Here is a 25,239-nt window from a genome sequence, read left to right on the forward strand (position 1 = left end):
GATTACTATTTGTTTATTAAAGTATTGTAGCTTTAAAAAACAGCAATAAAAAGTTTGAAATCTTTATAATATAAATTACGCGATCTTTTCAAGTAACAACCCGGTAGCTGTTAGTCCAGGTCCAAAAGCTATGGCGATAATTTTTGTATTGACTTTAATTTCAGGGTCATTTATAATTTTTTGAAATATATGAGGTACAGTCGCAGAAGACATATTTCCTTTATGTTTTAATATATCATACGACCAATGCGCTCTATTACTATCAATATTTAATTCATTTACGACATAATCAATAATTTTTGGTCCCCCAGGATGAATAGCATAATAAATGGATTCTTTTTCAGATTCAAAATCTAAACCAATTTTGTTGCACATGGCTATAATAAACTCCTTAATATTCTTTCTGATAAAAACAGGCACACGTTTAGAAAGAGTCATTAAAAAACTATATTCTCCTAAATCCCAGGTCATATCTTCTAGGGAATCAGGAATAATAACTTCATGTGAGGCGAGAATTTTTAAACCGGCTCTATTGTTTTTAATCCCTTCTTTATAAAAGAGATTTTCGTCATAGAGAGAATAACCTATAAATCCATCTGAAAATAATGAACAAATCATCGTATTGGCCGCTGAAAATTCTGTTAAATTCAAATGAACCGAGAGCAATTCTGTATGGATAATATCTACACGACCTTTAGTATCACTCAATGATAATAACCCTGAACCTGTTCTTATAGCTGGAAAAGCTCCATAACACCCCATATGATACGAGTGAGTAACCTTTACATCATTCCAATCTCGATTTATTACAGCTTCCTGAGCCAAGCTGGGAGAAGAATAGCCAGAACAAGTTACATGTATAATATGCTCAGGTTTGTTTGCGATGTATTCATAGAACTTATTAAAAACATGCCCTAATTTTGTTTTAAACCAATCCATACGCATCTCTATTTTTGGACCATAGTGGCTATCTTCTAAAAATTCAAATCCTTTTGGAAAGATGTATTTAGAGGGGTCTGTGTTAACCATTTCTTTTGCTATAAATGTCTCTATTTCATCGAAAAGTAATACTTGACGCTTTTCTATATTAGCCGAAGAAATGGCATATTTATCTACATGCTCCGAGACTTCTTTAAAACTTATATTTTTATTCGATTTTGTATTTTGAAAGAAGTGATATAAAAATTTAGTGTATTGATTAATTAAGTCTTGATTTATTAATTTTCCAACCAGAATTGGATGGAAATTAGAGAGGATAATAGCATTCATGTCGAAATAGTTTACTCGTTATCATAAAGTTACGAAATTCTGAGTTGCTACTATTGTTAAAATGCTGGTTTTTAGTGAATATCGGAGATTAAAAAATTATATCTGTCTGGTTAATGTGTCATAAGACACTATTTCTGAAATAATATTTAAGGCATGAAGTTCTTTTTGAGTATTCATAACAGTTTCCTCATTAATTAAACTTTGGGACCATTCGGTGATACTTAACCATTCCTGAACGTCTTCTAATTTTTGTTCATAACGATTGGCAATGGTTTTATCTATATTTGGAATAGCTTTAAAATCAGCAGTGTTGTTGTTGATGATGTCTAAAATCGTTTTTAAGTCATCCTTGTTATTCTCTATAAAATCCTCACGAACAGCAATTACAAAACATGGCCAGGGTGTAGGGCAGTTGCCAATATTTCTGAAAACACCTCTGTCCACAATGGGTTTAGTGGTAAATTTTTCCCACATGAAATAATCGGCAGTACCATCTGTTAAACCTTCAATAGCGCCTTCTAAATCTCTTATAACTTCAAAATCTAAATCGTTTTCTAGGTCCCAATTGTGGTTTTCAGCATTGATATAAGCCATTAAATGAGAGCCCGAACCATACCTGCTAATTGCTGCTTTGGTGCCTTTTAAATCTTGAACGGTTTTATAGGGTGAATCATGAGCTACATGAATTCCCCAGTTTAAAGGCGTTTGAATAAATGTTTGTACAATCTTACTGGGGTTTCCTTCAATAATATCTTTAATAATACCTTCTGTAAGGATTATGGCAATATCAATTTCTTTTTCACGTAACGCTTTACACATGGCACCGGTACCTCCAGGATAATCGTTCCAACGCAGATTAATCCCTTTCTCTTTGTATTCTCCGTTTTTTAAGGTTAAATACCAGGGTAAATTGAAATGTTCAGGTACACCGCCAATAGTTACTTTCTTCATGAATCCTCTACGTTTATGCTAAAATTTTATTAAGTGTATAAGTTATGAGTTTTTCTATGGTTTCGGAAGGGTTTTTACTAAAATCTCCTGTAGCGCGATTGGCAATAATAGCATTTAAGGACACTGCGTGATGTCCTAAAAGTTTCGATAAACCATAAATGGCGGACGTTTCCATTTCCAGATTAGTTACTTGATATCCGTCGAAACTAAAGCTGTCAATTTTCGTATTTAAATCAGGATCTTGGAGCGGCAGTCTTAGAACGCGGCCCTGAGGTCCGTAGAATCCGCCTGCCGTAAGTGTAACACCTTTGTAAATATTGTCATCAATTAACTTTTTTTCTAATGATTCGCTATTTTTAACAAGTATAGGACGTGCTTTATTTGTGCTCCAGTAGGTATGTTTTATAAAGGCTGCTTCGTAATCAGGGTTGCATATATTTTCCATTTGATAGGCGTGAAGCATACCGTTAATATCTAAACCTGCAGAGCTCAAAACAAAACTATCTACAGGGATAGAAGCTTGTAATGCTCCTGATGTTCCAATACGAATCAGGTTTAGCGATGTTAAATTTGTTTTTGGTAATCGGGTTTCTAAATCTATATTGACTAAAGCATCCAATTCGTTTAAAACAATGTCGATATTATCGGGACCAATACCTGTGGAGATTACTGAAATACGTTTTCCATTAAGATTCCCGGTATGAGTTTTGAATTCGCGCTTTTGAGTTTTGAATTCAATAGCGTCGAAGTGTTTAGATACTTTGTCAACCCGATCCTGATCACCGACTAAAATAATAGTCTCAGCAATGTGTTCTGGTTTTAAATTCAAATGATAAACACTACCATCTGGATTTAGTATAAGTTCGGATGCTTTAATACTCATGTTATGCGTTTTTTACTAATCGGTTGATGGTGCTGTTAAATTGAAAATCCATTTTTTTTACACCACCAAAAACCATACGATTATCAAGTTCAGAAAGATAACGATGCGTTCCCAATAAGACTTCATGTCCCTTTCGGTTAAGGATTAGTTTGTCTTTATGAACGTCAATATAAACCATAAGGTTGCCTATAATTCTCAAAAGCTGTAAATCACCATAACCGTAAAACCCTTGAAAATGCAGGGCATATCCCAGTAAATGATTCGTTGAATTCACTTCGATATCTCTAACTATCTCAAGAATATTTCTTTCTAAATTGTTTAAGCCATCTTTTGTTGCGGGAAAGCGTTCTAAATGGGCTTTTAAACAACTGCTTAAATAGTCGAATGAGGAGTTTTTTACAATAAAAGGCTTGAGTAAATTATGGTCTTTTCCACAATAAATATTCCAAACGGTGCGGGCCAAATCGATATCTTCGGGAGTTAATTTTACTTTGTTGTTGTAATGTCTTAATAACTGCCCGGTGGTTAATTCGGCTAAACCTTTCATGTTTTCACTTCGTTTTACCCGACCACTACATACCAAATAGAGCGGAAGTTTTATTTTTTTTTGCTGAATTAAACTGATTACCGCTATCATGTTAATATGGCAAAATAAGTCGTATTCAAACCAAAGGATAATTTCTGTAAAATCTTCGGTGTGATTTAGAAGATCTAAAGCTGATTTTATCTTTTCAATTTCTAAATCGATTTGATAGAAGTCATTGAAGAATTGTTTTCTAAGCTCGTAAAACTCCTTGGAATATACCTGTTCAACCGTTGGTCCTTCGCATAACATTTCCTGCCAGGTAAGCATTGTCCCGTCTATATTTAACTCATTTAAACGATTGGTTAAAACAGTTCCGTTGGTAATATGTAGCGAAGTTTCACTCATTAATTATCCGCCAACACGCTTAACAAGAAACCCTTTGTCTTTAAGCATTTGCATGATTTTGTCGCGGTAGTCGCCTTGAATAATGATTTTATCATCTTTAAAACTTCCACCAACACTTAAAGCCGTTTTTATATCTTTGGCTAATAGTTTAAAATCGCTTGTAGCTCCGGTATAACCTTCTATAATAGTTATGGGTTTGCCTTTACGTTTTTCGTATTTACAAATTAAAGGGTCATCTTGCATCCAGATATCATTTCCTTCAGGAGTTTCTTCAATAGGGTCTTCAGACACGTGATCTGGAAACAGATTTTTTAACTGGTCTTGTAAATCCATTATTTTATTTTTTGATAAGTCCTAACTCTATTAAACGTTCCGTTAAAAATTCACCTGCAGTAATATCTTCAAATGCCTTAGGTGTATTTTCGTCTACACAACTGTCTAAAACATCTAATTTCATACCGCTAATAGGGTGCATAAAAAACGGAATAGAGTAGCGCGAAGTACCCCAAAGTTCTTTTGGTGGGTTTACCACGCGGTGTATGGTCGATTTTAGTTTATTGTTAGTGTGTCGGGAAAGCATATCTCCAACATTAATCATTAATTCGTCGGGCTCGGCAATAGCATCAATCCATTCGCCTTTGTGGTTTTGTACCTGTAAACCACGTCCTTGAGCTCCCATTAACAAAGTAATTAAATTAATATCTCCGTGGGCTGCAGCTCGAACCGCTTCTTTTGGTTCTTCGGTAATTGGGGGATAGTGAATTGGGCGAAGAATAGAATTACCATTGTGAATATACCCATCAAAATAAGTTTCCTCTAAACCTAAATGAAGTGCTAAAGCACGTAACACGTATTTAGCGGTTTTCTCCAGCATTTGATAGGTTTCTTTGCCAACTTTATTGAATTCAGGTAATTCTTCAACAATAACGTTGTCCGGATATTCAGCTTTTAATTTGTCGTCATCTTCCACATATTGTCCAAAATGCCAGAATTCCTTTAAATCACCTTCTTTTTTACCTTTTGCACTTTCTTTTCCGAAAGACACATAACCACGTTGGCCACCTATGCCAGGTATTTCATATTTCTGTTTGGTTTCAAGCGGTAAACTGAAAAAGTTTTTAACTTCTGTATACAGATTTTCAACTAAGGTGTCATCAAGAAAATGACCTTTTAAAGCAACGAAACCAATCTCTTCGTAAGCTTTACCTATGGCATCAACAAATTTTTGTTTTCTGGAAGCATCACCCGAAATAAAATCGGATAAATCTACACTTGGAATTACATTCATGTGGGATTTTTTTAAAATATGACTCTATACAAATGTACAAAAACATTGCTAAGTTTAGAGTAATGAAATTTGTTTATCAACCACTAAATTTATGTTATATTTGATTAAAATCAAACCGCTAAACGACACTTAATTACACTTGTTATCTATGGAATTTAACACCGAATTTCTGAATCCTGATTTGCAAATTGAACTTTACAAAGCGCTTTTGAAACCTCGATTAATAGAAGATAAAATGCTTGTTTTACTGCGTCAGGGAAAAATTAGTAAATGGTTTTCAGGTATTGGGCAAGAGGCGATTGCAGTTGGCGTAACGATGGCTCTAGATGCCGAAGAATACATTTTACCCATGCATAGAAATTTAGGGGTTTTCACCACTCGAAATATACCTTTATATCGTTTGTTTGGGCAGTGGCAAGGTAAGGTGTCCGGGTTTACCAAAGGGCGTGATCGTTCATTTCATTTTGGAACTCAGGAGTACAAGATTATTGGGATGATTTCGCATTTGGGTCCACAATTAGGTGTTGCTGATGGCATTGCTTTGGCATCTAAATTGAATAATAAAAAACAGGTAACAGCTGTTTTTACAGGTGAAGGTGGCACCAGTGAAGGAGACTTTCACGAAGCTTTAAACGTCGCTTCAGTATGGCAATTACCAGTGTTGTTTTGTGTTGAAAACAATGGATATGGACTTTCCACACCAACGAACGAGCAATATCGCTGCGAAAATATTGCAGACCGTGGCGTTGGTTATGGTATGGAATCGCATATTGTGGATGGAAATAATATTATTGAAGTCTACACCAAAGTTTCAGAAATAGCTAAAAGTGTTCGGGAGTATCCGCGTCCGGTTTTAATTGAATTTAAGACGTTTAGAATGCGGGGGCATGAAGAGGCTAGCGGAACGAAATACGTTCCTCAAGAACTTATGGATGCCTGGGCGGAAAAAGATCCTGTTGAAAATTATGAGCGCTTTTTGAAAGATTCTGGTGTTTTAAATGAAGAACAAATTGACGTTATCAAGGCGGATTTCACAAAAGAAATTACTGATAATTTGCAGTTGGCTTTTGATGAAGATGATATTACTCCTGATTTAAGTAATGAATTGAATGATGTTTATCATAGTTTTGATTTTCAATTAGTTGAATCAAGTCATGAAAATCAAGAAATGAGATTCGTTGATGCTGTTTCCGAAGGTTTAAAACAAAGCATGCAACATCATGACAATCTGGTGATTATGGGGCAGGATATTGCAGAATACGGTGGCGTCTTTAAAATCACTGAAGGCTTCGTTGAAGCTTTCGGAAAGGAACGTGTACGTAATACACCGATTTGCGAATCCGCTATTATCGAAACAGCCATGGGCTTATCAATAGCTGGTATAAAAAGTGTGGTTGAGCTTCAGTTTGCCGATTTTGTATCTTCAGGATTTAATCCGGTAGTTAATTATTTAGCGAAGAGTTTTTATCGCTGGGGACAAGTTGCCGATGTTGTTTTAAGGATGCCTTGTGGAGCAGGGGTTGGTGCCGGACCATTTCATTCACAAACCAATGAAGCCTGGTTCACTAAAACTCCGGGATTAAAAGTGGTTTACCCTGCGTTTCCGTATGATGCTAAAGGCTTGTTAAATACTGCAATTAACGATCCGAATCCAGTGTTGTTTTTTGAACATAAAGCATTGTATCGTACCATAAAACAAGATGTGCCTACAGATTATTACACCTTACCATTTGGAAAAGCATCATTTATTAGAACAGGGGAGCAGGTATCTGTTGTCACCTATGGAGCAGGAGTGCACTGGGCATTAGATGTTTTAGAAAAGCTTCAGCATATTCAAGCCGATTTAATAGATTTAAGAACACTACAGCCATTGGATATCGACGCCCTTTATACATCGGTCAGAAAAACAGGTCGTGTTATTATCTTACAGGAAGATTCCTTATTTGGAGGTATTGCCAGTGATCTTTCTGCTTTGATAGCAGAACATTGTTTTGAATATTTGGATGCGCCAATTAAACGCGTAGCAAGTTTAGATACGCCTATTCCGTTTAACAAGGCTTTAGAAGCACAATATCTTGCCAAATCACGCTTTGAAAAATCGCTTTTTGAATTGGTGAATTATTAGTAAAGTGTTTGATTTCAAGTTTTTAAGATGAAAATTTGTCAGGTTTTATGAAATTTTTTCAGGTAAAATAGCTTGGTATTTTTTTTGTTTAAACATGTATTGAAATGATATGTTTAACAATAAAAAACAGAATAGTTATGAGTACTTTAATTCCAACAACTAAAAATGGTAATAAAATTTCAGACTCTAACTTTAATTTATTACCGAATTTAACATCTTGGTTTGATGATATTTTAGGCAGCCGATTAGGAACGGAATTTATGCCTAATTTTAACACAGGCATGTCTTTACCTGCCGTAAATGTCAAGAATTCTGAGGACCATTTTACTATAGAAATGGCTGTGCCAGGACTTAAAAAATCAGATTTCGACATTAACATGGATAATAATGTTTTGTCTATTGGTGTAGCGTCTAAGGTTGAAAATAAAAATGAAAACGAACGTTATACACGCAGAGAGTTTGGTTATTCTTCATTTAAAAGAACCTTCACCATTCCAGACTCTGTGAATACGGAAGGTATAAAAGCTGAATATAATGATGGTATATTAAAAATTCATCTGCCTAAAAAGGAAGAAGCCAAAGTTAAGCCCGTAAAGAAAATAGATATTTCCTAAATAAAAAAAGAGAGCTACAAAGCTCTCTTTTTTTTAAGCATCCATAAGCTATAGTTTTTCGTATATTTAGTAAAATATAACTGATTTTGAGAACTTTTTCTTTATTTATTCTTTTGTTATTGTCATTCACTTTAATGTCTTACGATGTGCAGGATGATTATATTTGGCATGATTTAACTGTGACGGCCACGGCCTATAATTCTGTAGAATCGCAAACGAATTCCAAGCCCAGAATTACAGCATTTGGTGATAGTTTAAAACCGGGAATAAAAGTTATAGCGGTTTCAAGTGACCTTTACGCTAAAGGTCTTAAATATAATACGCCTGTGAGAATAAAAGGGCTTGAAGGCGTGTATTATGTGAAAGACCGAATGCCTGCGCGCTGGAAAAACAAGATTGATATCTATATGGGAACTGATGTAAAAGCTGCCAAAGCCTGGGGTAGACGAACGGTTTCCATTGCTTATGGCGAGCTTATTGATGAATAGTGGATTTTATTTTGTTTCGGCTTCCGAAATAATAAACGGGTAAGCTTCTTTTACCTTTTTAAATTCTTCTGCAGTTAACTCGTTTGCGGGTTTATTTAAAACATTTAAACAATAATCATTTCTCAGTTCATAATAGGCGGCAGTTAGTCTGTCCTGCACCTCAATAAACCGATTATAAGTGGTTTGTGGATGTGTTAATAAAGAAATAACGGCTTCAGATGGATTATCAGAGCCTTTAGGGTTTTTAATCCCCGTACAGTAATGGCAAGATCCGTCTCCATTGTTATCTATAAATAATTTGGTTAAATCTTTCAGTTCGTCTAAATCGATAATTTCGTTTTCCACCATAATTTCGTCTTTATTATTAATTGAAATACGAAATAAGTTGCGTTCAGGAATCACACTTTCACAATCTGAACCAGGCGGACAGTCCGCAGGAAGTTTGCGATTAATTCCTTCATCAGATGAGATAGTAGCAGTTACTAAAAAGAAAATAAGTAATAAAAAGGCGATGTCTGCCATAGAACCGGCATTAACTTCAGGATGTTGTTTTGAAAGTCGCATAAGAAAATGTTTAGAGGTTATATGATAAATACCTCACAAAAACAATACCATAAACCAAAGAAAATGAAAGGATTAATTGAGATTAATGATTTTAAAGGGGAAATTTATTGGTTTTTCAAGAAAACAGGAATGATTTTTGTTAAATCAATGCAAAATATGGTATTGAACATGGCGGTTTAAATTTTAAGAAATATATTTGAATGTATTATAAACCGAAACGTTTAGGCGAACCCCCAATTATTTAAATGACAATGAAGTTAGTTTCGTTATATATTATTTTATTTTTTATATCGTTATCCGTCCACGCGCAATTGGATAGCAGAAAAACTTCTGTGGCTATTCCTGCAGTTGAAACCAAAAAGGAAACGGAGTCTAAAACGATATTACCAGAGGAAAAGAAAGAAGATCCTGTGGTGTTTGGAAACTTAAATGTTCCCGATGTCACTGCTACAGGTTTGAATACTCCAAAAAAATCATTTTCATTATTTGAAGAAGAATTCGGAAATCCGGGTGAGTTATACACGAAGCAAATTAATAAAAATATAGCTGATTTAAAATTAACACCTGAAGAAGTAGAGCAGTTAAACGGTAGTAAAACCGATCAGTATTTTGGTGATTTTAAAAGCAATTCGAAGTTTGTGAACGTGGTGTATCGCGATCACGGTGCGGTTGACGGTGATATTATTCAGGTTCGTGTGAACGACGACGTGATTAAAGCCAGAGTATATTTAAATGGCGGTTACCAGGGTGTTAAAATCGATTTAAGACCTGGACTTAATAAAATAGACTTTGTAGCCTTAAATCAAGGTGAATCTGGTCCAAACACGGCTGAATTCAGAGTGGTGGACGATCAGGAAAACCTAATTTCAGGTAACCGTTGGAATCTTGCTACAGGCGTTAAGGCCAGTATTATTATTGTAAAGGAATAATGCTATTTGAGAATTTGATGAATAGCTTCAAGTTCCTCCTTACTAAATTCTAAATTATCTAAAGCTTTTACATTCTCTTTTAATTGATTGGAAGAACTAGCTCCAATTAATACAGAAGCGACTTGTGGCTGACGTAAAATCCATGCCAATGCCATTTGTGATAATTTTTGATTTCTGGATTCGGCAATGGTATTTAAAGCTTTTACTTTTTCAATGTTCTCGTTTACGGTTTCAGATTGTAAATACGTTAAATTTTTAGCTGCTCTTGAACCATCAGGAATCCCTTTTAAGTATTTATCGGTAAGCATACCCTGTGCTAAAGGCGAGAAGGCAATACATCCCACACCGGTATCTTTTAACGTATCTAATAAACCGTCTTCAACCCAACGGTCAAACATTGAGTAACGTGCCTGATGCAAAATAAAAGGGGTATTCAGTGCTTTAAGAAGCTTTGCAGCCTCAGCTGTTTCTTTTGGTTTGTAATTAGAAATACCTACATATAAAGCTTTTCCCTGTCGAACAATATCGGCCAAGGCTCCCATAGTTTCTTCAAGAGGTGTTTCTGGATCTGGCCTGTGATGGTAAAATACATCAACATAATCAAGATTCATCCGCTTCAAGCTTTGGTCTAAACTTGATATTAAATATTTCCTTGAACCCCAGTTGCCATAAGGTCCCGGCCACATGTCGTAACCTGCTTTTGTGGCAATAAATAATTCGTCTCGATATGGTTTAAAATCTTTTTTGAAGATGGTTCCGAAATTTTCTTCAGCCGAACCATAAGGTGGTCCGTAGTTGTTTGCAAGGTCGAAATGGGTAATTCCTAAATCGAATGCTGTTCTTAAAATATCGCGTCCGTTTTGAATACTATCTACAAATCCGAAATTATGCCACAAACCTAGCGATAGAGCCGGTAACAACACACCACTTTTTCCAGTGCGATTATAGGTCATGTTGTCGTAACGATTTTCGTCGGCGTAATAGGCATTGGTCTGGCTTTTGTCGTTGATTTGCATAAATCTGTATTTGTTTAGTTTGCTCGTAAATATAAAATTCTTTTCATAATTAGCATTTGTTAAATGTATCTTATTGAAGATTAGAATAAATAAAAACTTCTAAATTTTTCCATCATTTATTCGTCATAAACCCTGCAAAGGTGTTATTTTTGCACGCCTAAAAGTTAATTACATGTCTATTACATCGAAAGCAGAATTAGAACAAGAAGAGCGTAAAGCAGGGAAAGATTTATATAGTTATCAGAAGGGAGCCATAAATAAAATTTTTAAGGCTTTTGATGAATCGCGCGATGATTACCACTTATTATACCAATTACCAACAGGTGGTGGTAAAACGGTTATATTTTCTGAAATCGTTAGACAGTATTTAAAAAACCACAACAAGAAGGTGTTAATTATGACACACCGTATTGAGCTTTGCAGACAAACATCAAGAATGCTTACCGAGTTTGCTGTGGAAAACAAAGTGGTTGATAGTAAGGCAGATTTAAGCGATCAGGCAAACTACAGCTGTTTTGTAGCTATGGTTGAAACTTTAAATAACCGTTTAAATGACAATAAACTTGATATCTCAGATATTGGTTTAGTAATTATTGATGAGGCACACTACAACTCATTTACTAAATTATTTAAGTTTTTTAGTCAGTCGTTTATTCTAGGTGTTACGGCAACACCTTTAAGTTCAAGTATAGAATTACCGATGACCGACAATTACGATGAGTTAATTGTTGGTGAAAGCATTGAATCGTTAATTGAAAACGGATTCTTGGCACGTGCTGACATGTATACGTATAACGTTGGTTTAACCTCCTTAGTGGTTGGTGCTAATGGTGATTATACGGTAAAATCTTCTGAAGATCTGTATACAGCCGATGATATGTTATCGAAGTTATTACAAGCTTATGAAGAGCGTTCAAAAGGGAAAAAGACCTTAATCTTTAATAATGGTATTAATACGTCGTTGCATGTTTACGATACCTTTAAAAGGGCAGGTTACCCAATTGCACACTTAGACAATACAAACACAAAGAAAGAGCGAGCTCAAATCTTAAAATGGTTTAAGAATACGCCGGATGCTATTTTAACCTCGGTTAGTATCTTAACCACTGGTTTCGATGAGCCGTCGGTAGAAAGTATCATTCTTAACCGTGCAACCAAATCGTTAACTTTATATTACCAGATGATTGGTCGTGGGTCTCGTATATTAAAAGACAAAACCAAGTTTACTGTTATCGATTTAGGTAATAACTTCTACCGTTTCGGACCTTGGGGAGATAATTTAGACTGGCAACGTATCTTTAAATCACCTAATTATTACTTAGATTCTATTATAAGTGATGAAGAGTTAGAAAGTAATTTCCGTTACGAAATGCCGGACGATTTACGTAAAGAGTTTGGCAAGAGCGACGAAGTGTATTTCGATATTCAGAAAACATACGTAGATTCTATTAGAAGCGGGGAGTCTTCAAAAGTAGTTTTAGAACGTTCTATTGAGCAACACGCCAGAATATGTATTGAGAATAGTGAAGATGTATATGATGCTATTGGTTTAGCGAAGATGTTAGGAGATGATATCGACTTCAGAATTCAGCGTTACACCAAGTGCATTAGTAAAAGCACCTATAACTTTGTAGAGTGGTTAAAAGACGATTACCGTAAGAAATTAAACTCGTATTTACGTCATAATTTTGACGAGGTATTTGAAGATATTCATGGATATCCGCCGGAAGATTAAATATATCTTACAATAATTGTTAAAACGAAAAAAAAATAAATGTACCTTTACGCCATGTAAGTTTGTTAGGCAATTTTTATTTAATTTTTCCATTTTTTCAGTGGTCTTGGTTTAGGTTTTTCATAAAAATTCACTGTAACATTCAGTATTAATCTAAAACGAATTATTTATGGCAAAATCTCAGGTTACTTATAACAAAATTGAAAAAGAAAAGAAACGTTTAAAAAAGCGCGAGGAAAAGCAGAAGAAGAAAGAAGCACGCAAGATCGAAGCGAAGGAAAACCCTAAAGGAATTCAGTTCGCCTATGTAGATCATAACGGCAATTTAACTGATACGCCACCAAATCCACAACTAAAAGAGCAAATAGACCTGGAAAGTATTGAGGTGGGAATTCCAAAGAAGGAAGAACGCGAAGAGGAGGAGCCGGCTGCTAAAGAAGGTAAAGTATCATTTTTTGACACCTCTAAGGGCTTCGGATTTATTTTAGACAGTATTAATCAGGAAAAATATTTCGTTCATGTTAGTGGTTTACTCGAACCTGTTTCTGAAAATGACAAGGTAACTTACGAGCTGGAACGCGGACCTAAAGGCATGAACGCTGTCAGAGTTAAAAAAATATAATTTGCAATAAGAACTAATTGTGTATTTATGAGTATACCTCGTAAAACTGTTTTAATTGTATTGGCATTTTTTGCTATTTACGTGATTTGGGGTTCTACCTATCTGTTAAACAAAATAGCCGTTTCCGAATTACCACCTTTTTTTTTAGCGTCCTTTCGTTTTACATTGGCAGGACTTATCATTTTTGCGATTTCAAAACTGATGAAGTTGCCTTTGGCTATTACCCGAAGACAGTTAATTAATTCTATTATTACCGGATTTCTATTTCTGGTGTATGGTAATGGTGTGTTTGTTTGGGCCTTAAGATATGTTGATAGTGGCTTTGGCGCTTTAGAAGCTTCAACGCAACCATTGTTTGTTTTGTTGCTTTTGAAGCTAATCGATGGTAAAAAGATGCAATCTAATTCTGTTATCGGGGTGATCTTAGGTGTGGTCGGGATGTATATTTTGGTAAGCCAGAATGAACTCGTAACCCAGGAAGGTACTCTGCTAGGCATGTTTATGATTCTAACCTGTGTATTAAGTTGGAGTTACGGCAGTATTTTTGTTTCAAAAGCCGACTTGCCAGCCAATTATTTTGTAAGTACCGCATACCAAATGATAGCTTCGGGCGTAATGCTGGTTATAACGAGCTTAACCTTAGATGAAACCTGGGTAGCACCCAATAACTGGAGCACTCCGGTTATGTGGTCTATGTTGTTGCTTGCCATTTTTGGAAGTGTTGTGGCCTTTACCGCTTTTAATTATTTACTTAAAGTGGTATCACCGGAAAAGGTATCCACTTCAGCTTATGTAAATCCGGTTATCGCTATATTTTTAGGTTGGTTGGTTCTGGATGAAGCCATTAGTGCTCAAACCATAATTGCCGCAGCCATATTATTAACCGGGGTGTATTTTATAACCACCAAACGAAAAATAAAACTAAGACCTTTTGGACGTTAAAAAAGCATTAAAATACATGGTAATTAGTACCCTGGGGTTCGCTTGCATGAACGCTACGGTAAAGTATCTAAAAGATGTTAACAGTTATCAAATTGTATTTTTCCGATCTTTAGGATCATTGTTTTTCACCTTCGGATTTTTATTAAAAAATAAGATTCCCATTATAGGCAAGCATAATGGCTTGCTTATTGCGCGTTCTGTAGTTGGTGCAACATCTATGTTGCTGTTTTTTATGTCGGTTAAATATCTGTCAATTGGTACGGCGGTGTCTTTACGATACACGGCACCTATTTTTGCAGCTATTATGGCGGTGTTTTTACTTCGTGAAAGGGTAAAACCTTTACAGTGGCTGTTCTTCATTGTCTCATTTATAGGTGTTATTGTATTAAAAGGGTTAGACAGCCATATCAATAGTTACGGATTAATACTGGTACTCATAGCAGCTGTTTTAAGTGGCCTGGTGTATATTATCATCAGTAAAATAGGTAAGCGTGAACATCCTGCGGTTATCGTAAATTATTTTATGGTAACAGCAACTATTTTAGGAGGCGTACTTTCTATTGGTAACTGGGTAACGCCTAAAGCTACAGAATGGCCTTTTTTATTCTCATTAGGTATTTTTGGTTATATCGGTCAGATCTACATGACCAAGGCATTTCAGTCGGCATCAACCAATATTGTGGCGCCATTAAAATACATAGAGGTGGTTTTTACAGCAACCATAGGGGTGATGTTGTTTCAGGAAGTGTATACCATCTGGAATCTGCTGGGAATAGCATTAATCATTGGTGGCTTGGTGTTAAATGTCTGGTACAAATCTAAATACATCAAATAGAACTGTATTACTGGTTTTATTCTTGTTCTAAAGCATTCAAATTGGTACTTTTGTTCGCCTTTAAATAAAAACGAGGTAGCGCATGTCATTTAAAATAGCAGTAAACAACGTTAGAAGAAAGGTAATGCACAGCATTACTAAAAATGTAGGGAGTTCTTATAAGGAGCCTGAATATGGTTCGTTAAATCCGGAAGAAATTAAGCGGGTTTTAATCATCAGGCCTAACCACAGACTTGGGAATCAGATATTATTAACCTCTATTGTGCAGGAAGTGATTCAAAGCTTTCCGAACTGTAAAATTGACTTGTTTGTAAAAGGAGGTGTCGCTTTTCCGGTGTTTGAAAACTATGCTGAAGTTGATAAAATTATTCAGTTACCGAGAAAGCCTTTCAATAACTTATATAAATACGCAAAAAGCTGGGCATCGATAAAACAGAAATCTTACGATTTGGTGATTAACGGCGATAAAGATTCTTCTTCAGGCCGTTTGTTAACCGATCTTTCAAGAGCCAAGTTTAAAGTGTATGGCGATGTAAATGAAGATATAAAAACAACACATCCCGATCACAGACACATTTCAAAATATACCATTTATAACTTACGTTATTTTTTGAAAAACCTGGGCGTGGTCATGCCGGAGCGTTCTTTGCCAACTTTAAATATTAAATTAAACGATGCCGAAATTGCAAATGGAAAAACCATTTTAGACGGCATTATTAAAAATAAAAAACCAACCATATGCATCTACACAAATGCTACTGGTGCCAAATGTTATTCTTATGAGTGGTGGGAGGCTTTTTACGAACGTTTATTAAAAGAGTTTCCGGAGTATAATATTATTGAAATGCTACCTATTGAAAATATCTCACGGGTTAATTTTAAAGCACCTAACTTTTACAGTAAGGACATTCGTGAAATGGGTGGGGTGCTTCATAATACCGCTATTTTCATTGCAGCCGATAATGGTGTGATGCATCTTGCAGCAGCTTCCTTGACGCCTACCGTTGGGTTCTTCTCTGTAACCGATGAAGAAAAGTACGGGCCTTATGGAAATGGCAACATAGCCATTAATACCAATAACACTACAATTGATGACTGGATGCAGAGTATCCATAAAATTCTGGATTAAGCTTAAATCAATTCATAGAAACATCTTCTGGTGTTCTTAATATAAGTATATGGTTCTATTGCAATTAACGCATTAGAACCATTTTTTTGTTATCAGGTCACATGGTAACCTAATTTATAATCACTATAGATTTATTAATTAAGCTTGATTATTACTGACTTTTGTCTACTTTTAGGTTTGAAGTTTACCCTTGAATTATGAATGGCAAAAAAATATCTTTCTCTCTGTATTTTTTAGAAAAAATATGTCCCTTATCAAATGAATTTAAGTCTTTTTATCAGCAGCATGTCAAACATGCTTTATATAAAAAAGGAACTTTATTAAACGAATGCGGTTCTTTATGCGATAAATTATATTTCATAAAGAAAGGGATGATTCGTGGTTATCATAACATTGAGAATAACGAGATTACCACCTGGTTAAGTACCGATAACGAGTTAGTAACCTCTATCACCGGTTTTTTTAAGCATATTCCGGCTTCAGAAAACATGCAGGCTGTGGAAGATACCTATGTGGAATATCTGGCTTACAACGATTTTCAAGTGGCTTTAAGCAAGTTTCCTGAGATGGTTCAGATTTTCAATATATTACTTATCGAATATTATATTCATGCCGAAAACAGAACCCTGTTATCTCGAATACCATCGGCTAAAGGACGCTTTGATCATTTTGTGTCTAACGGAAATACTTTTCTTTTAAATCGGGCTCCTCATAAGTTTTTAGCTAATATGTTAAGTATGAGACCGGAAACGTTTAGTCGTATTTTAAAGGCACATCAGGTTGATTTTGCTAACGAAATGGAATCTTGACATATGTCAAGAGAATATGTTTTTAGACCAATTTTTCTGTCATATTTAACGAAAACGCAATACTATTGTAGTGTAAATTGCTAATATCTACACCCTTTTGTTTTGCTATTAAACAGAAGACTTAACCTACTAACTTTTTAATTTTTTTGATTATGGTATCTTTAGTTATCACCTCCTCAACTATACTTATTGTAACCTTCGGGTTGGGATTAGGTATAGGGTATCACTTCGGGCAAAGACACAGTAAAAAAAGCATTACTCAGTAAAACAGTACTTTAAGTTTTTTGCGATCCTTACTTCGAATAGAGTATTAAGGCTACCCCAAGCATAATACCTACCAACGGAATAAGTTTCTTGCGTTTGTTTTGTTCCCTGAATATTAATCCGCCAATAACTACGGCAATTAAAATCTGACTGCGTTTTATAGCTGAAAGCAGCATAATTAATGCATCCGGGTCTTGTAATGCCTTAAATGAGAAGTAATCTGCCATTTGCAGCAGGATTCCAACAGCTGGAATCGTCCACCGGAATTTAAATGCTTTACGTTTTTCAGCATTCGGAAAAAAGGTAACGCACAAAACCCCTAACAGAATTAATGTGGTGTATAAACAAAACCAGAACTGTAAGGTTTGAGGCTCTAAACTTAAATTCTGAATCAGGAATTTATCATATAATCCGGCTGATGACCCTAAAAATGTAGCGCCAACGATAGCGAAAATCCATTTGTTGCTTTTAAAATGTATGCCTTCTTTTTTTCCGATTTTAGAATATAAAAACACCGAAAAAATAATCAGGAAGAAACCAATCCATTGCGTAAATGTGGGTTGTTCCCTATAAATCAAAATAGCACCAATAAACGTGAAAAACGGACCAGCCGAACGAATAGGAGTCACGATGGTAATGGGTAAATGTTTTAGTGCCTGATAAGCCAAAATCCATGAAGCCGCCATAATGCCCGACTTTATAAAAATATAACCATGTTTAGCTAAAGGAATATCGGTAATGTACAACCCGATGTCTTTTGCTAAAGCAGGATTGACTTTCGACAGAACAAACCAGGGTAGTAATAATAAAAATCCAGCCAGAATGGTACCAAAAAGTACCGGAAATACTTCATTGCCTTGAACGGCGTGTTTTTTACATAAATTATGTAAGCCTAAAAATAATGCTGCAAGCAGCCCAAGATACATCCACATGGCCGCAAAGGTAAGGTTTTAAGGCGTTTTATACGAGTGTTAATCCCACCAAACCACAAAAAACTTTTGGATATTTCCGTTGGGGAATTTCAACCAGCAAAGCGGGGATGTTTTGTTGTTTATTATAACACTAACAGCTTCAAAAAATGCATTATAATTTAACCAGTTAACACGAACTTCTATTTCTTGTAACCAGTTGATTTTGTTTGGTATATTGAATTTACAATCAACAAAAAGTTTAAGTTGGTATGGTCTGATATAAAAGCCTTTTAAACAGGCTTTATTAAGTAAATTAAACGCTATGTCATAATCCTGATAAGGCGTGAACAGCTGCGCTTTAAACCAAACCCGTTGCAGAATATCGTTAGGAGTCAAATTCAGGCGTTCTAAAACGGGCATTGTATGCGAATTAAACAAAAGTGGTAATTGTTTATCTTTAAGTTTATCCAGTTTTTTTACTAATGTATCGCTACGGTTAGGACCAATCCAATGCTCCAGTTCAGAGGCACCCACACGGGCATCATACAGGTAAAATTTATACACAATTTCCAGATGTACAGGCTGGTTATTATGCAGTAACAAGACATCTAATTCGCCAAGTGTTAATTTATCCTGTTGTATTTGTATATTTTCGGCGAGAATATCAATGCTGGCATCATGAGACAACTCATGACTAACAAAACGCTCCACCCGTTTTCCCAAACGCATAGTATCAGGTAAAACTTCAGTAAATCGCTCTGTTGTTTCCGAAGTAAATTCCAGCTGTTTCAGATTATATACCTTCCGATCATTCCAAAGCAGGGGTGTATTGGCATAACCCTGATACTGCAGTTGTGTTTCCTTGGTTTTGTGATGCATAGTATTGCTAATGTAAAGGAATTATAGCGACCAACAAAGCACAGGCGAATGAAATCATGTTAGGGAAAATTCCTTTTTTTTTGTAATTTAGAATATCAATTAAACAGATGTTATATTATGAAAGCTCTTACATTCGTTCTTAGCCTATTCACACTTACACTTATATCCTGCGGAAGTACGCAAACCGCAGCTACACCAGCCGAAATTGAAGCCTTAAAAAAGCTGGTAGACAGTAAAACGTTTTATATAGAGTCCGATTGGGCTTACCCTCAAATAACAGCAGCCATGTCGCAGGTATTAAACTCCCCGTTAATGCAGCCAGGAAGCGGCGGTGGAGGGGTGAATTTAATAGGTAATTCTAATTTTTTAAAACTAGAAGGCGATAGCATTACCAGTTATTTACCTTATTTCGGGGAACGTAGAATGGGGGCTGCCTATGGTGGTACCGATAACAGTATCGAGTTTAAAGGATTAGTAGAAGACTATCGTGTTAAAGCAAATAAGCACAGTGGTTATACTATTAATTTTGATGCAAAAAGCAATAATGAAAACTTTACCGTATCTGTCGATTTGTTTCCTAATATGAAAAGCTCCATGACCCTTACAGGAAATACCAGAACGCCCATACAGTATACTGGAAAAGTATCTGCCAAAAAGGAAGAAGACTAAGTTATACAGGCTCCGATGGGAGCCTCTTTTTTTACCAGAAATTCAAAGGTATTCTAACCGTTTATCGTTTAAATAAAGCGTTCGTATAGTATTTTATTACAAATAGGTTTAAATATTTAGTTTTAATCTCAATAATTTATTTAAGCCTTACTATGAAAGCCCTTTATTCTTCATTATGCATCGCTTGTTTCATATTAGCTGGTACTTTGAGTTATGCTCAGGAATCAACAAGTATTTTAGACGATGTACCACCTAATTACAAAAAAGAAAGCCCTATATATTTATTATCGGATCACCAACTGAATAACACCGATACCATTCCGGATTTTGCTGAAAAACCAAACAAGCTTAAAATATCCGGTACCATTTACGAAAGTGATGGTGTAACACCTGCTAAAGATGTGGTTTTATTTATTTTTCAACCCGATGAAGACGGAGACTACGTTATGAAACGCGATAGTAACCGTAAACGTTATGTTCACCACCGTGCATGGATTAAAACCGATGCCGATGGAAAATATACCTTTTATACCTTTATGCCGGGTAAATATTTAGGAGAAAAGGAGCTAAAACAAATTCACAGGATCGTTAAAGTACCTGGAAAACCAGAACAGGGATTATCGTCGTTCTTCTTTAATGATGACCCTTTAATTCCAGAGTTAACGTTGTCCTGCAGAGCCGAAGCGGTTAAAAGTATGTTACGTTTAGAAATGAAGGACGGCATGCTGGTAGCCACTAAAGACATCACCCTTAAAAAAGGTGTTGATATTTTGGCTCAATAGTTTTTACTCTGTTAATCGAATAACAAGCAGGCAACCTTTGGTTGCCTGCTTTTTTTTGTGTTTACAGCCATTATACAATCGTTTAATTTTTGTTTTTCAGGAGGATATGTCGGTATAATTTGTTAAATTTAATAGCCGACTTTAACCAACTACCTGTTTACTTTTCATTTTAAGAACACATGGTCTTGAAATGGCCTATTTAATAAATGCATTAAATATGGACATGACTATCGATCATCCTCGGTTTTACTTCAAACTGTTTTATGTATTGGCTTTTGTGTTTATTTACCTGATGGTGATTTACAAAAGTGTTAAACGTGGGTATCATTTGCGATCGGTATTACTCATGCTAACCACCATCTCGCTGTTTACGGTATTGGGATCCAGGTTGTTTACCATTCCGGTCGGGGACTGGCTAACAGCTATACAGTCGCCTGTAACAACATTCAACAATCGCTCGGCTGTAGGAGGCTTGTTATTTGGCTTAATGGGGCTGATTATATCTCAGCGTGTTTTTGGGTTCAACCGTCCTATGCTCGATTTATATGCGTGGTTAGGCCCGATAGCTTTAGGGATTATAAAATTCGGCTGTTTGTTTAACGGTTGTTGTTATGGTGTGCCTACTCATGCCTTGTGGACAGTAAAGTATCCTGTAGGCACGCATGCTCATTTTAATCAGTGGGCAGAAGGACTTATAGAGCCGGATATGGCGATGTCTTTAGCGGTGCATCCGGTGCAGCTATACGAAAGTCTGGCATTATTTTTTATTGGGTATATGGTTTTCAAAACCCATAAGTACTGGCGTAAAAATTTTACAGCCATTCTATCAGGCTTAACGCTGTTCTTTGTCATGCGTTTTTTTATTGAGTTTTTCAGAGATCCTAATGGTTCCCAGTTTAATAATGTGTATTATTTTGGACTACGCTGGTATCAGTGGAGCATGCTTTTGTATAGTTTGATAGCTGCGCTACTATTATTAATTTATGAAAAATATCTGAAAATTGAGTTGGTAAAAGGGCGTCAGAATACCCCATTTCTGCATGCCGATTTTATATATATCATCTTAATATCATTGGGGCTCTATACCTTTAAAGAATTGCTGTCTGTTTACGAATTAACAGTTATCTGGATTAAGTTTTTACCCGCTATTGTACTTTCAGCTTATTATTTATACACCGACCAGCGTTTAAAAGCCTATCGATGGGTAACAAGCATCGTACTACTCATGCCGGTTTACGTTTTTGCTCAATCCATTCCGAATCACAAACCGGTTATTAAACAGTATCACAGGGTAGATCTTGGCGGTTCGTTTGGCGATTTCAGTAATGAGGTACGTTATAATCCGCAGGCAGGGGAGTGTGGCACGACCTACGATAGTCAGTATTTTAAACAAACCTACAGCATTGTAGGCGGTGGCTATTCGTTTGTTACCGAAAAAGAGAAAAGCAGAATTACCTACGGCGCAAATCTTTCGGCCGGAACTATAAAAAGCCATAATCTTTCAGCAAATATTAAGGAATCTGATTTTATATATGCCGTGAATCCGTATTTCAAAGTAGATGGTAAGTGGTTGGGTGGAGGCGGCGGTTTCCAGCTAGGTAATCTCCGTCTGAATAAAGATGAAACCATAGACGAGAGTAACATAGGCGATGCCAGTAAGACCTACACCATTCTGCCGGAGTTTTATGTGCGTCTTGGACCTAAAAAATACTTCGATATCGATTATAATTACGGATTTATGTACCCTACTGCTTTTCCAACCTTATACTCCAGAGCAAGTGCGGGTACCGGATTTGGTATAAGCGATAATTACAGTCTTCGTTACGGTTATATATTAAATTTAGACACCAGCTTTATATCGGCAGAAGCCTTAATAACCGAGCAGTTTGGCATTAATATCATGTACATTTTTAAGGAAGATTTTTATATCCCGTTTGATGATAAAACAAGCAGCAAGGTGGTATTCTCGTTAAATTACAGATTTGGACATAAAACCAAATAGTAAGAATCATACAATAATATAATTACGGGCTATTGTACGGTATAATTCCCTAAATACATACTGGTTGCACTTAGCTGTTTATTGCTATTGGTAAATCCTGCCCAAAGCTCAACTTCAAGCCCGTGAAAAACCGGTTCAAAATCCAACAGGCATTCGCCATCAGTACGGCGTGCCATATGTGTAAAACAAGAGAATAGTTTAAGCGCCGGGGCATAGGCCACAACCAAAAGTTCATCATCGTGGTAGGCCATGCCTTGATTACTGTTGTCTGCCCATTGCAGATGGAGATGACCTGTTTCCGGATGTGTCACCAAGGGACTCTCTAAACCACGTAACGGCCCCATGCTTAATAAAACTTTGTTATACTGTATTTCAAAGTCTACACCATTAAAAATGGTAGCTTCTTTTAAGTGATACGAAAACGCCAGATTGTATCGCGATTTACTTTTTACAGGTGCTCCAAAGGTCTCATTTAAAAGGTCTTTAATGGGGGTTAAAAAGCTGTGGATACATTTAAATCTATTGCGTTGCAATTGTTGGGCTGGTGTTGGTGGTTTTTGCGACTTGTTGGGTAGCGATCGTAACACTGCTTTACCGCGCCAGCGACTGCCAATTACAGTCCCTACTTTTCCTGAGAAATCGCCTAAAACACCTTGTTGGTATGTTGCCATGAGTTTGATTATTAAGGGGTTACTGAAATTAAATATACAAAGAAAAAACTGACTAATTAAATTTTTTTGTAAGATTTTAAATATGTAAAATGTGCTTTTCAGGAGTTTACTTCGTATTTCCTTCGGGAATTCCTCGGGTTTTCTTCGTAAAATAAGGGTTTTACCGAAGGATTCCCAAAGGAATATCGAACATGACTCGAAGGAAACCCCTAAAACAGGCGTTTCAATTAAATGTGTATTTTCTTAAATAAAGACAATTTCTTGTAGGTATTTATGTATATTTGGCTGTATATATAATAGAAATAAACACACCAGTGTGTTTATGCACATATTGGCAACAATATGAAAAACCGAAAACTTTGAGAATTAAAACAGTATTTTTTATATCATTATTTTTTAGCTTCTTCTCTGTATTTGGACAACGGACTCTAAGAGGAAAAACTATTGACCAATTTTCAGAAAGTGCCATTGGAATAACAATATTCGACAAAGACACAATCAAAATCGGACAAACTGACTTGAATGGGTATTTCCAAATTAAAGTACCTAATGAAACGAGTAAATTGATTTTTGCTGGAGTGGGCTATGAATGGGCAGTTGTTACAGTTCCATCGGAATGTGAAAACCTAGAACTAATTTTATTTTTGGCTTCTACTTACGATTTTATGTCTCCTAGAAAAGTTGACAGACTTCGAAAAAAAGAATTTGAAAAATTAACCGAATTGCACCATCAAGCTTATAAAAAAGGAATTTTTGAAACCGAAAAACCTTGTGTTATTCGAAAGTTCGAACCGAATTGGCCAAAATAATTGAATGAAAATACTGTTGCCAACAATGTATAACCGCAATTACGGCGGATTCGACTACGTCCAAATCCACTCGGAATTGCTAACGTTAGTGCTTAACCGAAAATTAACGCATATTAACCCGTAACTGACGGTTATACGAGACCGTTGTGTGTAATTAAAGAAAATAGTTAATGGTATATTTATCTTTTAAAGAAGGAAAAACAATGCTTACAATAATCTACATTTTTCAGTTGATTATAATGAGTATCATCTGCTCTATTTTACTAGGAAGAGGACATTATCTTGGAATTTTAAAAATTTTAACCATATTCTTATCAATAATTTTTTTTCACGGAAAATACATTGTAAAATTTCATAAGATTAAAAATATCTTTTTTGACGATGAAAACTATTATATAAATTCCGAAGAACTATCATACACTAAATCTGACTTGACAAAAATCAAAAACAACTACCTAACTGCTAGTTATATTGAGTTTAAAGATGGTAAACGGTTTTATTTTTTAAGGAATCCTAAATTGAAATTTTTTGATATAATTGATTAAAACTACACACAACACCATATAAAATTCATTGCTTCCGATTTTCCTGCGGAAAATTCTTGCAATTATGCTATCTTAGTTTCGTAATCTGAAAATCCTCGCGGATTTTCACGCAACAAACCTTATACACAAACCGTTGGTAGCCCTTAGGGAAAATGAAAAAACAAATAGATTCAGTTGACGATTACATTTCTAAATTCCCAAAGGAAGTTCAAGAAAAACTTAAATGGATTAGAAAGGTGATTAAAGATAATGCTCCAAGGTCTACTGAAAGTATTTCCTATGGAATGCCTGCTTACAAAACAAATGGAAAACCATTAGTGTATTTTGGGGCATTCAAGAAACATATTGGGTTTTATGCAACACCTTCTGGCCATTCAGAATTTGCAAACGAATTATCGAAATACAGACAAGGAAAAGGGTCGGTGCAGTTTCCACTTAATGAACCCATACCTTTTGACTTGATTAAACAAATTGTGGAATTCAGAGTAAAAGAAAATAGCATTCAAACATAGATGAATGTCATGAAAAAAGCTATTGAAATCTATAATCCAATTTAATCATAACAAAATGCTAACAT

26 protein-coding genes are annotated in these 25,239 nt (G+C 35.6%); 15 read left to right on the forward strand and 11 right to left on the reverse strand.

The annotated features are described in order from the left end of the window. Positions 1 to 75: 75 nt before the first annotated feature. The 6 genes from R1X58_RS13805 to R1X58_RS13830 form a co-directional block, all read right to left on the reverse strand. The gene (locus R1X58_RS13805; protein WP_240575371.1) at positions 76 to 1,269 is read right to left on the reverse strand and encodes a 3-oxoacyl-[acyl-carrier-protein] synthase III C-terminal domain-containing protein; all 1,194 of its coding nucleotides are present in this window, start codon (positions 1,267 to 1,269) and stop codon (positions 76 to 78) included. Between the two features lie 96 nt (positions 1,270 to 1,365). Continuing rightward, positions 1,366 to 2,220, reverse strand: a complete 855-nt coding sequence (locus R1X58_RS13810; RefSeq protein WP_240575373.1) for a substrate-binding domain-containing protein — start codon at positions 2,218 to 2,220, stop codon at positions 1,366 to 1,368. A 13-nt stretch (positions 2,221 to 2,233) separates the two neighbouring features. Then, positions 2,234 to 3,103 (reverse strand): nucleoside phosphorylase, encoded by an 870-nt coding sequence (locus tag R1X58_RS13815; protein ID WP_240575374.1) that lies wholly within the window; start codon positions 3,101 to 3,103, stop codon positions 2,234 to 2,236. 1 nt (position 3,104) lies between these two features. Further along, positions 3,105 to 4,034: a DUF1835 domain-containing protein gene (locus R1X58_RS13820; protein WP_240575380.1), complete on the reverse strand. Its 930-nt coding sequence runs from the start codon at positions 4,032 to 4,034 to the stop codon at positions 3,105 to 3,107. A gap of 3 nt (positions 4,035 to 4,037) precedes the next feature. Then, positions 4,038 to 4,367 carry a translation initiation factor gene (locus R1X58_RS13825; protein WP_240575381.1) on the reverse strand — a complete coding sequence of 110 codons (330 nt, stop codon included), beginning with the start codon at positions 4,365 to 4,367 and terminating at the stop codon, positions 4,038 to 4,040. A 4-nt stretch (positions 4,368 to 4,371) separates the two neighbouring features. Beyond that, the gene (locus tag R1X58_RS13830) at positions 4,372 to 5,322 is read right to left on the reverse strand and encodes an isopenicillin N synthase family dioxygenase (protein WP_240575382.1); all 951 of its coding nucleotides are present in this window, start codon (positions 5,320 to 5,322) and stop codon (positions 4,372 to 4,374) included. A gap of 148 nt (positions 5,323 to 5,470) precedes the next feature. Between R1X58_RS13830 and R1X58_RS13835 the strand changes: the two genes are divergently transcribed. The 3 genes from R1X58_RS13835 (at position 5,471) to R1X58_RS13845 (ending at position 8,549) form a co-directional block, all read left to right on the forward strand. Continuing rightward, a complete protein-coding gene (locus tag R1X58_RS13835) occupies positions 5,471 to 7,447 on the forward strand; it encodes an alpha-ketoacid dehydrogenase subunit alpha/beta (RefSeq protein ID WP_240575383.1) in 1,977 nt (658 codons plus the stop codon). A 137-nt stretch (positions 7,448 to 7,584) separates the two neighbouring features. Then, positions 7,585 to 8,061, forward strand: coding sequence for an Hsp20/alpha crystallin family protein (locus tag R1X58_RS13840; protein WP_240575385.1), 477 nt, complete (start codon positions 7,585 to 7,587; stop codon positions 8,059 to 8,061). Positions 8,062 to 8,147: 86 nt separating this feature from the next. After that, positions 8,148 to 8,549 carry a 3D domain-containing protein gene (locus tag R1X58_RS13845; RefSeq protein ID WP_240575386.1) on the forward strand — a complete coding sequence of 134 codons (402 nt, stop codon included), beginning with the start codon at positions 8,148 to 8,150 and terminating at the stop codon, positions 8,547 to 8,549. A 6-nt stretch (positions 8,550 to 8,555) separates the two neighbouring features. On the opposite strand, the gene R1X58_RS13850 is transcribed toward R1X58_RS13845, so the two are convergent. Continuing rightward, the gene (locus R1X58_RS13850; RefSeq protein ID WP_240575388.1) at positions 8,556 to 9,113 is read right to left on the reverse strand and encodes an ExbD/TolR family protein; all 558 of its coding nucleotides are present in this window, start codon (positions 9,111 to 9,113) and stop codon (positions 8,556 to 8,558) included. A gap of 251 nt (positions 9,114 to 9,364) precedes the next feature. Between R1X58_RS13850 and R1X58_RS13855 the strand changes: the two genes are divergently transcribed. Then, positions 9,365 to 10,042 (forward strand): hypothetical protein, encoded by a 678-nt coding sequence (locus R1X58_RS13855; protein WP_240575390.1) that lies wholly within the window; start codon positions 9,365 to 9,367, stop codon positions 10,040 to 10,042. Positions 10,043 to 10,044: 2 nt separating this feature from the next. Here R1X58_RS13855 and mgrA read toward each other — a convergent pair whose 3' ends face one another. Then, positions 10,045 to 11,058 carry an L-glyceraldehyde 3-phosphate reductase gene (gene mgrA / locus R1X58_RS13860; protein WP_255802998.1) on the reverse strand — a complete coding sequence of 338 codons (1,014 nt, stop codon included), beginning with the start codon at positions 11,056 to 11,058 and terminating at the stop codon, positions 10,045 to 10,047. 172 nt (positions 11,059 to 11,230) lie between these two features. Between mgrA and R1X58_RS13865 the strand changes: the two genes are divergently transcribed. The 6 genes from R1X58_RS13865 to R1X58_RS13890 all read left to right on the forward strand — a co-directional run bounded on the left by R1X58_RS13865 (position 11,231) and on the right by R1X58_RS13890 (position 17,130). Then, positions 11,231 to 12,793 carry a DEAD/DEAH box helicase gene (locus tag R1X58_RS13865; RefSeq protein ID WP_240575392.1) on the forward strand — a complete coding sequence of 521 codons (1,563 nt, stop codon included), beginning with the start codon at positions 11,231 to 11,233 and terminating at the stop codon, positions 12,791 to 12,793. 169 nt (positions 12,794 to 12,962) lie between these two features. Then, a complete protein-coding gene (locus R1X58_RS13870) occupies positions 12,963 to 13,415 on the forward strand; it encodes a cold-shock protein (protein WP_240575400.1) in 453 nt (150 codons plus the stop codon). A gap of 27 nt (positions 13,416 to 13,442) precedes the next feature. After that, the gene (locus tag R1X58_RS13875) at positions 13,443 to 14,357 is read left to right on the forward strand and encodes an EamA family transporter (protein ID WP_240575402.1); all 915 of its coding nucleotides are present in this window, start codon (positions 13,443 to 13,445) and stop codon (positions 14,355 to 14,357) included. Continuing rightward, complete coding sequence (locus tag R1X58_RS13880) at positions 14,347 to 15,192, forward strand: DMT family transporter (RefSeq protein ID WP_317292991.1); 846 nt, start codon at positions 14,347 to 14,349, stop codon at positions 15,190 to 15,192. The genes R1X58_RS13875 and R1X58_RS13880 overlap by 11 nt, the downstream gene beginning before the upstream one ends. A gap of 82 nt (positions 15,193 to 15,274) precedes the next feature. Next, a complete protein-coding gene (locus R1X58_RS13885) occupies positions 15,275 to 16,321 on the forward strand; it encodes a glycosyltransferase family 9 protein (RefSeq protein ID WP_240575406.1) in 1,047 nt (348 codons plus the stop codon). A gap of 197 nt (positions 16,322 to 16,518) precedes the next feature. Further along, positions 16,519 to 17,130 (forward strand): Crp/Fnr family transcriptional regulator, encoded by a 612-nt coding sequence (locus R1X58_RS13890; protein ID WP_240575408.1) that lies wholly within the window; start codon positions 16,519 to 16,521, stop codon positions 17,128 to 17,130. Between the two features lie 293 nt (positions 17,131 to 17,423). Here R1X58_RS13890 and R1X58_RS13895 read toward each other — a convergent pair whose 3' ends face one another. Further along, on the reverse strand, positions 17,424 to 18,326 hold the full coding sequence (locus R1X58_RS13895; protein ID WP_240575409.1) for an EamA family transporter: 903 nt from the start codon (positions 18,324 to 18,326) through the stop codon (positions 17,424 to 17,426). 39 nt (positions 18,327 to 18,365) lie between these two features. Beyond that, positions 18,366 to 19,184 (reverse strand): DUF1853 family protein, encoded by an 819-nt coding sequence (locus R1X58_RS13900; protein WP_240575411.1) that lies wholly within the window; start codon positions 19,182 to 19,184, stop codon positions 18,366 to 18,368. A gap of 117 nt (positions 19,185 to 19,301) precedes the next feature. Between R1X58_RS13900 and R1X58_RS13905 the strand changes: the two genes are divergently transcribed. The 3 genes from R1X58_RS13905 to R1X58_RS13915 all read left to right on the forward strand — a co-directional run bounded on the left by R1X58_RS13905 (position 19,302) and on the right by R1X58_RS13915 (position 22,637). Next, entirely contained in the window at positions 19,302 to 19,853 is a 552-nt protein-coding gene (locus tag R1X58_RS13905; protein ID WP_240575412.1) for a DUF4251 domain-containing protein, read from the forward strand. Positions 19,854 to 20,005: 152 nt separating this feature from the next. Further along, positions 20,006 to 20,635 (forward strand): dioxygenase family protein, encoded by a 630-nt coding sequence (locus R1X58_RS13910; protein ID WP_240575413.1) that lies wholly within the window; start codon positions 20,006 to 20,008, stop codon positions 20,633 to 20,635. A gap of 190 nt (positions 20,636 to 20,825) precedes the next feature. Then, positions 20,826 to 22,637, forward strand: a complete 1,812-nt coding sequence (locus R1X58_RS13915) for a prolipoprotein diacylglyceryl transferase (RefSeq protein WP_240575414.1) — start codon at positions 20,826 to 20,828, stop codon at positions 22,635 to 22,637. A gap of 29 nt (positions 22,638 to 22,666) precedes the next feature. On the opposite strand, the gene R1X58_RS13920 is transcribed toward R1X58_RS13915, so the two are convergent. Next, complete coding sequence (locus tag R1X58_RS13920) at positions 22,667 to 23,308, reverse strand: DUF6266 family protein (protein WP_240575415.1); 642 nt, start codon at positions 23,306 to 23,308, stop codon at positions 22,667 to 22,669. A gap of 359 nt (positions 23,309 to 23,667) precedes the next feature. Between R1X58_RS13920 and R1X58_RS13925 the strand changes: the two genes are divergently transcribed. Both R1X58_RS13925 and R1X58_RS13930 read left to right on the forward strand, forming a co-directional pair. Next, the gene (locus tag R1X58_RS13925; RefSeq protein ID WP_317292992.1) at positions 23,668 to 24,117 is read left to right on the forward strand and encodes a carboxypeptidase-like regulatory domain-containing protein; all 450 of its coding nucleotides are present in this window, start codon (positions 23,668 to 23,670) and stop codon (positions 24,115 to 24,117) included. A 697-nt stretch (positions 24,118 to 24,814) separates the two neighbouring features. Next, positions 24,815 to 25,174: an iron chaperone gene (locus R1X58_RS13930; RefSeq protein WP_240574943.1), complete on the forward strand. Its 360-nt coding sequence runs from the start codon at positions 24,815 to 24,817 to the stop codon at positions 25,172 to 25,174. The last annotated feature ends 65 nt before the right edge of the window (positions 25,175 to 25,239 follow it).

Source organism: Aestuariibaculum lutulentum (genome assembly GCF_032926325.1).
Classification (GTDB): domain Bacteria; phylum Bacteroidota; class Bacteroidia; order Flavobacteriales; family Flavobacteriaceae; genus Aestuariibaculum; species Aestuariibaculum lutulentum.